The organism is Colwellia sp. C1TZA3 (genome assembly GCF_007954265.1).
GTDB lineage: Bacteria > Pseudomonadota > Gammaproteobacteria > Enterobacterales > Alteromonadaceae > Cognaticolwellia.
Genome location: NZ_VOLS01000045.1, coordinates 1 through 14,051, shown reverse-complemented (window position 1 = coordinate 14,051; position 14,051 = coordinate 1). Strand labels below are relative to the sequence as shown.

Genomic DNA, 14,051 nt, shown 5'->3' with positions numbered 1-14,051 from the left:
GTGTGAAGCTTTATTTAATCAATTGGGTATATTGTTCTCAACTCAACATGTTCCAACGGGGTTCTATTTCTATTTGAACGATAAAGCGCCAGCTGAGTGGGGTTAATATATCCTGCTGTTTTTTCTAAATCATTCAATTTTAACCCTTGCCCTAACAGAAAAGTAAGATAGGTATGTCTTAGGTTTTCTAGGCTAATTTCTTCAGGCTCGTTTAGCTTTGCATCGTGGGCACTATTAATAATTAAATGCGATAGTTCTTCAAGTGAATAATTTTCATCAAAAATACTGTCTTGGGTGTTTTTATACTTCATTATTTCAGCAACTAACACGCTAACTTCATTTGATAAGGCTATATTTCTGGCAAACAAACTTTGTATTTTAAGTGTATTATTTTCTAGCTCAAAGTCGTTTAACTTAACCTCTAATAACTCTTTAATATTCACGCCACTTAATAACAACAAAATAATGAGCTGTCCCTGCTTACTAGCAAAATGTAATAATTTTTGGCACTCTTCAGTACTTAATAATCGAAAGTTTTCAATACCTATTTTTTGTTCAAGCAGCCCTTGCGAAGTTTGATTTAAAGATACTTGGGCTTTTTTTTGATTAAGTAATAGTCGCTTATCGCTCACGGCATTAAGGTCCATTGTATAGTTAGCAACAAGGGTAGACACTTGTTTTTGTCGAACAATATAACTAAACAAAAATAACGCTAATAGTGAAATAACAACGGCTACTAGCACACTAATTAAAGAGTCTCTTTGGTTATTCGGTGCAATAGGATAACTAGGCACAAACGGATATTCTAGAACGTTAAACTGAGAATTTGCTACCTGCTGCATTTCCTGTACAAGCAGGCTATCTTGTAGGGTTTGCGCTTGTGTTACTAATTGGTTTAATGAATCATTCAAACGAGTATATTCTTTTAAACTATAGTTAAAGGTTTGCGCTTTTACACTCAGAGTATCAAGTTGCTCGGTTAATAGGCTTACCTTGCTTTTTGCTACTAGCAAGTTATTGTTCGCTTCTTTTACGTACATAGTCTGACTTAATATACTCTGTTCTTCTAATTGGTTTTGCAAATTTAATAATGTTTTTTGCATCGAAATTATTCTAGGATCTTTCTCCATATATTTTTGAGTATATTGCTCAGAAAAATCACTAAGTTGATTTTCAATTTCAGCTATATTTTGTTTTATGGTGCCAATAATAACCTCATCTTTAGGATGAAGGATTAACCGATCTTCTTTTTCAGCGTAGTTAATACGATTCACTATTTCTTGCTGGTTAAGGTAGTCTTGCTCTGCAACATGTAGCAATTTTTCCAGCGAATTTACTTTATTCAAAATTTTATTTTCATCACGCTCAAGCGAAACAATATCGTTATCTTGGCTATAGACAATTAATACTATTTTTTGCTGCGATATTTTTTCCTCTAAAGCAGTAAGCATATTACTTATTCTTAATATACTGTCAGAATTGTTATTGTTTCTTTCAGCACTGAAAGCATGAAGATATTCTTCTAACCATGCTGACAAAATAGGCTTCAATTGCTCAGGGTTACTACCTGTTGCCTTTAGGTTAATAATTTGGCCACTTTGGAGCTCTGCACTTAGCATTTTACTCAGTAATTCCACATTACTTTGTATACCGTAATTAACGCGTATGCTGTGATTAACTGCTTTTAATATGCTGTTACTTGTTAGCCGCTGCTGATTCTGTAAACTATCTATCATCAAAGTAGCAGAAGATTGCCCACCAGGTATCTGCGTTGTAGAAAGCTGGATAGTCGCCTGACTCTCAAAAGTATTATCTCTAGTCCACACCAAAATTAATGCTGATAAAAGCACAAGTAGAAATGTACCTATGAGTACTTTCCATTTTTTCGCTTGCAACATTTCGTTTTGAATATTGGCATCTAATTCTGTGTTATGGGTTTGATATACGGGTGTTATCACATCTACGCTCCGATCGAAAGACACTAGTTATTACTCGTTTGTGCTGCATAAGAGACTAAAATTAAGAGTAAGTGGGTTTATTGGTAATGTCCATAGTTAGCCTAGGCCAACATGCTGCTTTGGTTATTATTTTAACCATAACTATGTTGTTGTGCTAGGTGTTAAATACCTAGCAAACTTCAAGCATAAACCACCAGAGGCACTAGGTTATTTCTCTGACAATTTCAATAAGTGCAGTAGTTGATATAGATGGCGTACGAGGCAGGTATACAACTTCACAGGTGTCATTAAACTCATCAAAACGTCCTTGCCAATCATCACCCATCACTAATACGTCCGCTTTAGTGTCGATGATATATTGACGTTTTAACTCAAGTGAGTGCTCATAAAAAACTTCATCAACACTTTTCAACTCTTGAATTATTTCCATACGATGTTGTTGATTACATATAGGGTTGCGCTGTTTTTTTGAAAAATTTAACGCATCGGTTGATACACCAACAACTAAGTAGTCACCTAACGCTTTTGCTCTTTTTAAAATTTGAAGGTGGCCAATATGAAACAAATCAAATGTGCCAAAAGTGAGTATTTTTTTCATCGTTTAATATCCTTATTAGTTGATTGTGTTAGTGCTTTATAAAGTTGCGTTGAGAATGGTGAGGAGTCATGGCGAGGTTTATCATGAAATTTAGCTTTTAAGGCCTTGTACTGACTTTTATATGCTAAGGATTTATTGTCATTTTTTAGTGATATCAATCGATTTAATACATCATTCCAACTATAGCAATATGGCTTTAATGTCACCTCTTCAAATTCAAAGTAGAGTGCACGTTCTCGTTTTTTATAAACGTCTAGGTCGAATGGAGCGAAAACAATAGGTTTATTAGATAATAAAAAATCAAAATAAATACTAGAGTAATCGGTGATTAAGCAGTCATATTGATTAATTGACTGATATATATCTTCTCCTGTGTCTAGCTTAATAGCTGTTGAATGCTTTAACTGTTTTACAATTTGATAAGGCGGTTTATTTACTGGGTGCATACGCAGGGTTAATTCAACATTATGCTTGGTAAGTTCTGCTTCCATTTGCTTAATGTTAAAGCCATATTGTTCAAATAGATCACATTCAGAAGCTTTACCTCCTCGAAATGTTGGCATGTAAATACATTTAAATTGGGTGCTTTTGGCGTTTTCTGTATTACCTGCCTTTTCAAAAAAAACATCATTTCGAGGAAAGCCACACGTTAATACTTTGTCATGAGGAATTCTAAATGCTTTAGCAAGTAGGCTCTGAGTAAGCTCACTGGTTGAAATAACAATATCGTTTCTATGTTTATTATAGGGTGACAGCCAATCTATAAGCTGGCCTATTGCATTTTTTTTGTTCTTGCGCCCACCAAAAACATCAAACATTATTTTTTTTAAAGGAATGCCATGCCAGAGTTGAACAACCTCAGTTCTTTTGCCTATGCAAGGAGAGAAAACATCGTCATGTAACGACTGACAAATAATAGCCTTACTGGCTCGTAGTTGATACCAAATGCCTATAGCGCTTTTTTCATGATAAGCACAGTAACCTTTTCGCTGCAGTTCTTGAATAACATTAAGGTTTTTAGTAATCCATATAGCTTTAATTTTGTCGCTATGCTGCTGATTTATAAATTCAAAAAATGCTTTTGGATTATCGCTATATTTTTCACCAAACCATGCACCAAATACCCATAACTTATTATTTTTTATGATAATAAAACCAAGAGCATAAAAAAACAAATTAAAAAATAATTTACTAATAAGTTGTATTTTTTTCATCAATTAAGTCCTTTTACTGATTTTATTTTATTTTATTTTAGCTCATTCACTGCAGCCAGAGACTTATGGTGCAAAAAAAAATCCTCAGTAAATCTAAAATTAGAGCGCTTATTAAGTTGCACATTTGCGTTTAGTTCTTTGCAGTATATGCCAAACAAAATTGGGCACTACTTTTATGAAGCAGCCTTTTAAAAAGCACGGGATATTTTTTTTAGTTTGATGGGCGCGAATGTAAGTATCGCCGGCTAAATTATACAAGCCTGAAAAGACATAAGACTTGGCATACCTAAGGTGCAACTGCTGCTTAATTAACGACCAGTTTGCATTTTTTTGATAAGTCGCCGCTATCGCTTCAATTTTATTTAAACAGACAATTTCAGCTTCATGCATTTTCTCATCGTTTAATGAGTAATTGTCACCATGAAATACGTGAACAGCTAAGTGTTTAGCAACAAAATCAAACTCGCACACCATGGCTAACTTAAGCCAAAGGTGCCAATCGTCTACGCCCATTAGGGCTCTGTCATCGTCAAAACCATTGACTTGATGTAAATAACTTTTCCGAACAACAGCGGTACAACAAGTGAGCATATTTAATTGTACTAATTGCTCAAAAACCTGGCCTTTATGCTTATTTTTAAAACCAGGTTTTGACTGTTTGTCGTACAGAACATAATCAGTAATCGCGCCACAATATACTAGGCCAACCTTGTGATTACTAAACAACGGCATTTGCTGGCTTAACTTGTGTGGTAGCCATAAATCATCCTGATCGCAAAAGGCAATAAAACCGCCTTTTGCTTGAGCAATACCAAAATTTCTAGCGTGGGCAACACCGCCATTACTATTAAAGAAAGGTCTAATACGTGAGTCTTGCGCTGCAAGTTGAGTAATAATAGCTTTTGAATTATCTTTAGAACCATCATCAACTAGAATAAGCTCAATATTTTCATAGTCTTGAACTAGTATTGATGCAACGGTTTTTTCTAGATATTGCGCACCGTTATATACAGGCACAACAACAGAAACTAATACTTGCGACACAAAAACTTCCTTTTATTTATTTATTTTTATATGCAATCCACACAAGTACGATGTAGCCATACTTTAGCTTGTTAAGTTGACAGCATAAATGCCGCCCTAAAGGTCAGTGCATAGATATTTAGTTATTATATTTAACGATACTAATGCCTTTATGTAAGCGATAACAACGCCGGTATTATTATCGATAAAGCACTCAATTTTTTATTATCTAATAATATTACTATAAAAACGTTACTTTTATGTAATTAATTTGTTAAATTTAAATGATTAAGCTGCTAAAAATAAAAGGAAGATTTTTACTGATGTATACCGCAATTTTTCGTCATGTGTTAATGCCGATATATGAACTTGTTAAAGGTAAAAATCTTGTTGAACATATCAGCTATTACCAACAACATTTAACCTGGACGCCTGAAGAGTTGGAACAACATCAGTGGCAGCAGCTGCGAAAACTACTTGAGCATGCATTTAAGCATACCAGTTTCTATCCAAAAATTTGGGCTCAGGTTGGCATACATTCTATTGATGACATTAATACTATGTCAGATTTTGCCAAGCTCCCCTTAGTTACTAAAGATGACATCACCAAGCATTACCAGGGAATTGTTGCCAATAACGCAAAAAACAATATCAAAAAATCGACCGGTGGCTCTACTGGGCAGCCGTTTCGTTTTGAACTTGACATAGCAAGCAATACACGCCGAGAAGCTATTATGTGGCGTGGTTATGGTTGGTTAGGCGCTGGCTTAGGGCAAAAGACTTTATACCTTTGGGGCGCTGACATTGGCCAACCGACATTATTTAAAACCATTAAAAATAAGCTCTATCATAGATTTTACAATAGAAAGATGCTTAATTCGTTCGCCATGAACACCAATAACATGCATACCTATGTAGAGGAGATAAATAGTTATCGACCCACAGCACTGGTTTCTTATGTGAACCCTTTATATGAGTTAGCTCGATTTATTATTGAACAAAAAGTCGCAGTATTCGCTCCTAAAGCCATTCTTACCGGTGCCGAGCCATTACATGAATTTCAAAGAGATGTTATTGAAAAAGCTTTTAACTGTGAAGTCTATGACACTTTTGGTTGCCGTGAATTTATGCTGATGTCAGCAGAATGCCAAGAAAACAAAAAGCTTCATATCAACAGCGATCACCTCGTGGTTGAAACTGTTAACGATTTAGGACAATCAATAACAGGCGAGTCAGGTAATTTGGTTGTTACCGATTTATATAATTATGGCATGCCATTAATTCGATACGTAAATGGTGACCGAGCCACCTTGATAAATCAGCCTTGTGGCTGCAAAAACCCACTACCTATTATGAGTAGTATTGACGGCCGTAAACTCGATATTATTAAAACGTCTTCTGGTAAATCAATTCCTGGTGAGCTATTTCCTCACCTGTTTAAAGAATTTAAAGGCATAGATAGATTTCAAGTACAACAAAGCGAAATATCTAGCTTGCAGATACTCTTGGTCACCAATAAATACTTCACTGAACAAAACAAAAATGACATTGCTCAAGAGATAAATAAATATGCTGAAAACGAATTGCAGCTAATTTTTAATGTCGTTGATGAAATCCCGCTAACGGTTAGTGGCAAACACAGAGTAACTATTTGTGAAGTATGATCAAAGCAAACCATCGCTGGTTATAATATCTAATTTATACCCCTTACCTTGGGAGCCTAATCGAGCAACATTCAATCGCCAGCAATTTGCTCAACTCGACAATGACTTTAACAAAAGTGTTATGGTGCCTATTGCCCTTCCCGATTGGTTTGCTCATAGAAAAGAAATTAAACAAACTGAAAATGTACGCTATGTGCCTTATTTTTACTTGCCAAAATTTGGTCGACGATTTTATAGTGCCATGATGTTTGTCTCGATAATGCTGCATTCTGGTTTTTGGTTAATGCGCAAAAAACCGAAAAAAATATTAGCCAGTTGGGCTTTTCCTGATGCTATTGCGGCTAGCTGGATTAGTAAATTATTTAATTGTGACTTCTATTTCAAGGTACATGGTAGTGACATTAATCTACATGGCAAAGTACCGGCCCGCGCAAAGCAAATAGTTAATGCGAGTAAAAGGGCCTTAGGTATTTTATCAGTATCTCAAGCACTGGCTGATGAAATGGTCGCTATGGGCATTAATAAAGAAAAAATTCATGTTATTTACAACGGCGTTGACCACCAAAAATTTCACCTTAAACAGGCCACAGTAAATAAAAAAACTGATGACTATCTTTTATATGTCGGTAATTTAAAAAAAGAGAAAGGTGTTATTGAGCTTCTCAAAGGCTTTGCATTAATAAATGAGCAGTATCCAGCGCTTAAGTTGCTCTATGCTGGGCCAGGTAATATGCGTAGTGAAATTTCCAGCCAAGCTAAATATTTAGCTGTCGGTAACAAGGTTATTTTTTTAGGCAGTGTAGATCACGACCAATTACCCAAACTTATTAGCCAAGCCCGGCTATTAGCATTACCAAGCTATAACGAAGGCGTACCAAATGTAGTACTTGAAGCCATGGCTTGTGGCACACCGGTATTAGTCAGCAATGTTGGTGGTATTCCTGAAGTGGTTGATGAAAGAATTTGTGGCAAGATAATTTCAGCCAGAAGCCACTTAGCTGTAGCTGAAGGCTTAGAGCATATTTTATCCAGAACATGGGATAAAGAAAAAATACAGCAACATAGCTTACAGTTTTCTTGGCAAAATAATAGTCAGCAACTATTGCAAATGTTAATGTAAATTAACACTTAATGGTATTATTATTAACATTCAAGGGTATGATTATTAATCGTTACTGTTACAATATAATTTAATCAAAATAATGGAACTATGATTTAATGCTTGGTAAATTAAAATATCTCCTCAGGGCAATTATACTACCCGACCGTTTATTTTTATTGAGCAACACTCAACAAGAAAAAATACTCTATTTGACCTTTGATGATGGCCCTGTGCCTGACGTTATCGAGCGTTTATTGGATTTACTCGATAAATATCAAATTAAGGTCACCTTTTTTATTATTGGTAGTCGAGCAGAAAGAACCCCTGATTTACTGCACAAAATCCACAAACGCGCTCACACCATCGCAAATCACTCTTATAGTCATCCAGCGTTTCATAAAATTTCACATGCTGAAAAAATAATAGAAATTGATAAAACTAATCTCATTATTAAACAGGTTACAGGTAAGCCTTGTCGCTTATTTAGAGCGCCTCAAGGGCGTTGGGATAAGCGCTTAATCTTTGCACTGCTGCTAAAAAAAATTACAGCGGTGCATTGGAGTCGCGACTCGATGGACTTCTTAAAAGAGCCGGCCCATAAAATTGTCGAACGCTTGCTAAAACAGCCGGTTAAGTCTGGCGATATTATTCTATTTCATGACGACAACGCACGTTGCATTGATGCACTTGACCTATTAATTCCGCAATGGCTTGAACAAGGTTACCGTTTTAGCGCACTGGAGCACAAAGACTAGTGAATATACTATTTCATCATAGAACCCGTGGCAGAGGTGCTGAAGGCGTGCATATTCGAGGTGTTGTTAAAGGCTTGAGACAGCTAAATAATCATGTTGATATTTTGTCTTTACCTGGTGCAGAGCCTGAAACCGAAGAGGCAGACGCTACGGTTGAAAAAGTTCAGCAGGCTGCAGCTAAAAAAAGTAGTTTTTCCATCCTATCTGATCTCACTAAACATGTACCAGAATTTGTGTTCGAACTTTTTGAACTTGCTTTTAATTTAATCGCGCTAATACGTTTACGCAAAACGGTTAAAGCAAAAAACATTACCCTTATTTATGAGCGTTATTCTTTATTTATGTTTTCCAGTGTTTGGTGGGCCAAGCGTCATAACTTACCGATAGTGCTAGAAATTAACGACTCTTGCCAAGTTCAAAGAGTACGTGCATTAAGCTTTAAAAAACTGGCAGGAAAAATAGAGGCTTGGACTTTTAAAAATGCGACAGGTTTGGTGTTTATTTCAACACGATTTAAGCAAGTAGCTGAGCAAGCCTATGGTGAAATTGCAAACTCGGTTGTTTCACCCAATGCGGCTGACTTAGATAAGTTTGTCATTGATGAAAGTTCAGGTTGCGCATTAAGAAGTCAACTCGGTATTGAAGACAAAATAGTGCTGGGTTATGTCGGGGCATTCGTGCATTGGCATGGTATTGACTGGTTTGTTGATTTAGTTTGCCATCGATTAAAACAAACACCTGAACTAGTATTATTGCTAGTAGGTGACGGTGTCGCTTTTGAGGGCATTAAAAATAAGGTGATTGAAGCCGGTGTTGAATCGCAAGTTATTTTGCCGGGTAAAGTGCCACATCACCAAGTTTCATCCTATTTATCCGCCATGGATTTAGGGATATTACCGGATTCAAACGATTATGGTTCACCAATGAAATTATTTGAGTTTATGGCGATGGGCAAAGGCATGATCGCTCCTGATTTTAGTCCCATTGCTGAGGTTGTTCGAGATAACGTTACAAGTTGGTTATTTCCTGCCGGTGATAAACAAGCCTGTATCGACAAAGTTTTTGACATTGTTAATGATAGAAAAGCACATCAAGCCGTTGGCATCAACGCCCGTGCTTATATTGAAAGCGAGCGCCAATGGCAGCATAACGCGGCGCAGTTATTATCACTCGTTAGTCTAGATATAAACCGAGAGATTAATTGAAATGGACAATTTAAAAGCTGATTTAAGAAGAAAACAACAAATTTTTGCCCAAGATGGTGCTGATGTCAGTATGCTCAGAATTTTCATGGCTGACGGCACAAGCGCTAATGTGCTGTATCGATGTATGCGCTGGTGCGCTACTCACCAACTTGGCTTGTTAGCTTATTTTTTTCAGTGGGCTAATAAATTTTTAAATGCTTGTGTTATTGGCAGTGGCGCTGACTTTGCCGCAGGCTTTGTTATTATGCACCCTATCGGTATCGTTATTAACTCTAAAGTAGTTGGCGGTAAGAATATTACCCTAGAAAGTGGTGTGGTTATTGGCGATGAAAAGGGTCAATCACCTATTCTGGCTAACAATATATTTGTTGGTGCTGGTGCGAAAATTATTGGTGGGCTAACTGTCGCTGATGATGTAAAAATTGGTGCTAATGCCGTACTGACTAAAAGTGCTGATAAAGGCGCCACTATGCTCGGTATACCTGCCAAGGCGTATGTGAAAAAAAATAATGGGGCTGCGAGTTAATGGAAAGCTTATTTTGGCTTAGTGTCGCAATCATTATTTATAGTTATTTTATTTACCCGTTATTTTTATGTACTTTTAGTGGTATTAAACAAGCTTTAAGTGATACTAAATATTTATGGCGCAGACATCAACGCCGGACTTTAAACATTAAGGATTACCCAGCTGTTACCGTCATTATTGCTGCATATAACGAAGAGTCTTGCATTAAAGCCAGAGTAGAGAACCTATTAACCTTAGATTACCCAAAAGACAAGCTAACATTATTAATCGGCTCAGATGGCAGTGACGATCAAACCGCGGAAATACTTTCAGCTTTTGATATCAAAAATTTGCATGTACATATTTTTGACACCAATAGAGGAAAGATGAGTGTTTTAAATGATTTAGTTGAAAAAACCACTGACGATATCATTATATTTTCTGATGCTAACACCCATTTTCAATCTGATACCATTGAGCAATTAGCTCGGCATTTTAGCAATGATAAAATTGGCGCTGTGTGTGGTGAGCTGCATCTAGTAGATGGTGATACCGGTGACAATAAAGACAACGTATATTGGCGTTACGAACAAGTGCTAAAATTTCATGAGTCGAGACTCAATGCACTGCAAGGAGCAAATGGTGCTATTTATGCTATTAGAAAATCACTTTTTATGCCATTGCCTGCCAACACCATTGTTGATGACTTTCAAATTGCTATGAATGTGGCAAAGCAAGGTTTTCGTTTAGTTTATGACCCTGAAGCCATAGCCGTTGAAGAAATAGCCCCTAATCTTGCCGAAGAAAAAGGCAGAAGAGTACGCATTGGCTTGGGTAATTACCAAGCTTTTTTTAAGATGTTTTGGGCTTTAAACCCATTATTAGGTTGGCGTTTTGTCGCCTATATTAGCCATAAGGTCTGCCGATGGTTTGTACCCCACTTAATGTTGATAGCCTTAATTACCAATGTTTTATTACTTGATAGTGGTTTTTATCAAGTAATACTGCTGGCGCAATTAATATTTTATTTCGCTGCCTTTTATGGCATTAAACAACAAGCAGATGGCAAAAAAACAGCAACGTTAATCGCACTTTTAGCATTTTTTGTCGCGATGAACCTGGCATTGATGCGCGGGTTTATTAAATATTTTAGTTCCAACGTGCAGGGAACTTGGCAAAGGACAACTCGCTAGTGATCATTTTATTTATATTTTTATTTATAATAGCTTTATATCTGTTTTTTCTTATTTTAAAGAAAAAAAATATGCAGGAGTGGCTGCCACAATATATTAAACAACGTATGAACAAGCCAGCGCACAATGCGGCAGATACCAAACACATTATTTTCTCCTTTGTTGATCATTACGAACCACAATGGGGTAAACCAAATAGCATTGATATTGAACGTAGCCGTGTTGACCGGTGGTGTGCAGAATATCCAGCCATGGCAAGTAAACACGTTGACGCCAACGGTGTACACCCTCAACATACCTTTTTCTATCCAGAGGAAGAGTACCGCGTTGAACATTTAGATAAGATCGCCAAATTATGTCGCGCTGGTTTTGGTGAGATAGAAGTACACCTACATCATGACAATGACACCTCTGATAACCTAAGAGCGTCTATTAGCCAATTTTGTCATGTTTTACATAATGACCATGGTGCTTTGTCTCATCACCCAGAAACAGGGCAATTAATGTATGGCTTTATTCATGGAAATTGGACACTGAATAATTCAGGTCACGACGGTAAGCTTTGTGGTGTAAACGACGAATTGATTGTCTTAAAAGAAACCGGCTGTTATGCCGACTTTACCTATCCCTCAGCCCCTCATAGTACACAGCCTAAAACCATTAATAGTATCTATTACGCCAAAGATGAGCCGCTTAAACCTAAATCGCATAATACCGGTGTTGACGTGAGTGTTGGAGGAAGCCCATGGGGTGACCTTATGATGGTCAATGGCCCATTGATGTTGAACTGGAAAAAATTAAAAAAAGGCATTTTCCCTCAAATCGAGAACGCTGACATTAGAAAAGGCATGGAGCCGACTAATAAGCGTGTTGATTTATGGGTAGAAGCTAATGTGCATGTTAAGGGTAAACCTGACTGGATATTTATTAAAGTTCACACTCATGGTACACAAGAAAAAGATATGGAGGTTATATTGGGCGAGCCGGTTGATAATATGTTTTCTTATTTAGAAGCTAAATACAACGATGGTGAGCGTCATCAATTGCATTACGTTAATAGCAGGGAAATGTACAATATGATTAAAGCAGCCGAAGCGAATAAGACAGGAAGTCCTCATCAATACCGCAATTATATCTTACCCAAACCTGATTTTATTGCGAAATAGCGCATGCTGATCAATAAAATTAGAACGCGAACTTTCCGTCATTTAAGGATGACGAAAATATTATGGCATTATCGAAAAAATGGTATTTATTGCTTTAATTTTCACCGTATAGGTGACGCTAATAAAGGTAAATATGACCCTAATATATTTTCTTGTAGCGTAGACGACTTAGAAAAACACTTGGCTTTTATTAAAAATAATTTTGAAATTATCAATCAAGCTTATTTTATAGCAACAGTCAATAGTGGCCAGGTAGTTGATAAAAAGCTCGCTTACATTACCTTTGATGATGGCTATTTAGATAACTACGAGTTGGCTTTTCCTATTTTAAGTGCGATGAATATTCCCGCAACTTTCTTTGTTGCTACTGGCCTAATTGAATCAAAAGTTGTTCCCTGGTGGGATGAAATTGCCTGGCATATCAGACAGTGTAATTTAGATGAACTGAGTCTGCCTTCCTGGCATAAATCGGTTGTGTTATCTAACACAACGTTAAATAAAAGAATTCGTACCGTATTAAGCCAATTCAAATCAACATCAGCGCCGATAGAAAAACAGTTAGTAGAATTACGCCACATTACTGGCTTAGTATTAGAACATTATGACAGTGAATTTATGACTTGGGCGCATATAGCTGAAATGGAGTCTGCCGGCATGGCCATAGGCGCTCATTCACATTCGCATCGTATTTTTTCAAGCTTAAGTGCCAAAGAGCTGTCACACGAATTATCGCACGCAAAAATGTTATTGGAAGAGCAGTTAACTCATAAAGTATTGTCTATTTCTTACCCTGTAGGTAATGCCTCAACTTATAACAAAGACATGTTTGAGGAAATAGAGCGACAAGGATATCAACTTGCCTTCACTTTTCGCTACTTTATCAATCAACAATTAAAGCCCAACAAGTTTCAATTAGGACGATTCTCTATTTCTGAGCCCTTTAATGAAATAAGGTTTATGGAGTTATGCCTTAACGCACCTACCCTTTGAATAATAACAACAGCTTGAAGTTGTAAGTTGGTAGCTTTCAGTTAACAAATAGCGGCAAGTAAAGAGTTTTAAATAACTAGTTTTACTGTATAAACGCTGGATTGAAGTCGTGTTGATTTTTAGACTGACGCTCTGATTCGAGTGCATAGGCACTTGAATTTAAAAGAGCTTAGCTAGGAAAGTTTTAGCGGCCTTTACCAAATAGAACAATTTCAACTGTTCTTATTAAGATCAGTAAGTCCAACATAAAGCTGCGGTGCTTAATGTAATACAAATCGTATTTTAATTTTTCTAAAGAGTCATTTTCTGTTGCACCATAGGGGTACTTAAGTTGTGCCCAGCCTGTTAAACCGGGTTTAACGTTATGGCGTTCATTGTAATATGGAATATTCTTAATTAACTGCTGAACAAATTCTGGGCGCTCAGGACGGGGGCCAACAAAACCCATTTCACCTAGCATTACGTTATACCAATTACATTAATTAACCACTCAAATTTAGCCAGTCTCTAAAGCATATATCTTTCACCCTTTTTATATCACTTATGAAGCCGTTCCATGCATTACTACAAGATTCAACAATATCGTCATAATCCTTAAAACATTTATTCGCTAACTCATTCTGTCTTAACCACTGCCATACCTGTTCAATTGGATTTAATTCAGGTGAATAAGCGGGT

At 36.6% G+C, this 14,051-nt stretch carries 13 protein-coding genes and 1 pseudogene; 8 read left to right on the top strand and 6 right to left on the bottom strand.

Annotation, left to right across the window (positions count from 1 at the left end; all coding sequences use genetic code 11):
* Window positions 1–14: 14 nt before the first annotated feature.
* The 4 genes from ESZ39_RS12965 to ESZ39_RS12950 form a co-directional block, all read right to left on the bottom strand.
* Window positions 15–1,958, bottom strand: a complete 1,944-nt coding sequence (locus tag ESZ39_RS12965) for a tyrosine-type recombinase/integrase (protein ID WP_146880317.1) — start codon at window positions 1,956–1,958, stop codon at window positions 15–17.
* Window positions 1,959–2,160: 202 nt separating this feature from the next.
* The gene (locus ESZ39_RS12960; protein WP_146880316.1) at window positions 2,161–2,556 is read right to left on the bottom strand and encodes an adenylyltransferase/cytidyltransferase family protein; all 396 of its coding nucleotides are present in this window, start codon (window positions 2,554–2,556) and stop codon (window positions 2,161–2,163) included.
* Complete coding sequence (locus ESZ39_RS12955) at window positions 2,553–3,770, bottom strand: CDP-glycerol glycerophosphotransferase family protein (RefSeq protein WP_146880315.1); 1,218 nt, start codon at window positions 3,768–3,770, stop codon at window positions 2,553–2,555. The genes ESZ39_RS12960 and ESZ39_RS12955 overlap by 4 nt, the downstream gene beginning before the upstream one ends.
* A 111-nt stretch (window positions 3,771–3,881) precedes the next feature.
* Window positions 3,882–4,814, bottom strand: coding sequence for a glycosyltransferase family 2 protein (locus tag ESZ39_RS12950; RefSeq protein WP_146880314.1), 933 nt, complete (start codon window positions 4,812–4,814; stop codon window positions 3,882–3,884).
* Window positions 4,815–5,116: 302 nt separating this feature from the next.
* Between ESZ39_RS12950 and ESZ39_RS12945 the strand changes: the two genes are divergently transcribed.
* The 8 genes from ESZ39_RS12945 (at window position 5,117) to ESZ39_RS12910 (ending at window position 13,373) form a co-directional block, all read left to right on the top strand.
* Window positions 5,117–6,457: a phenylacetate--CoA ligase family protein gene (locus ESZ39_RS12945; RefSeq protein ID WP_146880313.1), complete on the top strand. Its 1,341-nt coding sequence runs from the start codon at window positions 5,117–5,119 to the stop codon at window positions 6,455–6,457.
* A complete protein-coding gene (locus ESZ39_RS12940) occupies window positions 6,447–7,577 on the top strand; it encodes a glycosyltransferase (protein ID WP_146880312.1) in 1,131 nt (376 codons plus the stop codon). The genes ESZ39_RS12945 and ESZ39_RS12940 overlap by 11 nt, the downstream gene beginning before the upstream one ends.
* Before the next feature lie 98 nt (window positions 7,578–7,675).
* Window positions 7,676–8,314, top strand: a complete 639-nt coding sequence (locus ESZ39_RS12935; RefSeq protein WP_146880311.1) for a polysaccharide deacetylase family protein — start codon at window positions 7,676–7,678, stop codon at window positions 8,312–8,314.
* Complete coding sequence (locus ESZ39_RS12930) at window positions 8,314–9,519, top strand: glycosyltransferase (protein WP_146880310.1); 1,206 nt, start codon at window positions 8,314–8,316, stop codon at window positions 9,517–9,519. The genes ESZ39_RS12935 and ESZ39_RS12930 overlap by 1 nt, the downstream gene beginning before the upstream one ends.
* 1 nt (window position 9,520) lies before the next feature.
* Window positions 9,521–10,045, top strand: a complete 525-nt coding sequence (locus ESZ39_RS12925; RefSeq protein WP_223270381.1) for a serine O-acetyltransferase — start codon at window positions 9,521–9,523, stop codon at window positions 10,043–10,045.
* Window positions 10,045–11,217, top strand: a complete 1,173-nt coding sequence (locus ESZ39_RS12920) for a glycosyltransferase family 2 protein (RefSeq protein WP_146880309.1) — start codon at window positions 10,045–10,047, stop codon at window positions 11,215–11,217. Before ESZ39_RS12925 ends, ESZ39_RS12920 begins: the two co-directional genes overlap by 1 nt.
* A 71-nt stretch (window positions 11,218–11,288) precedes the next feature.
* Window positions 11,289–12,383 carry a hypothetical protein gene (locus tag ESZ39_RS12915; protein ID WP_223270380.1) on the top strand — a complete coding sequence of 365 codons (1,095 nt, stop codon included), beginning with the start codon at window positions 11,289–11,291 and terminating at the stop codon, window positions 12,381–12,383.
* A gap of 48 nt (window positions 12,384–12,431) precedes the next feature.
* Entirely contained in the window at window positions 12,432–13,373 is a 942-nt protein-coding gene (locus tag ESZ39_RS12910) for a polysaccharide deacetylase family protein (RefSeq protein ID WP_191321787.1), read from the top strand.
* Between the two features lie 184 nt (window positions 13,374–13,557).
* Here ESZ39_RS12910 and ESZ39_RS12905 read toward each other — a convergent pair.
* Both ESZ39_RS12905 and ESZ39_RS12900 read right to left on the bottom strand, forming a co-directional pair.
* Window positions 13,558–13,842: pseudogene (locus ESZ39_RS12905) on the bottom strand (sugar transferase); the annotation flags it as partial.
* A 13-nt stretch (window positions 13,843–13,855) separates the two neighbouring features.
* The coding region (locus ESZ39_RS12900) for a transposase (RefSeq protein ID WP_191321678.1) at window positions 13,856–14,051 on the bottom strand (196 nt) is incomplete at its 5' end.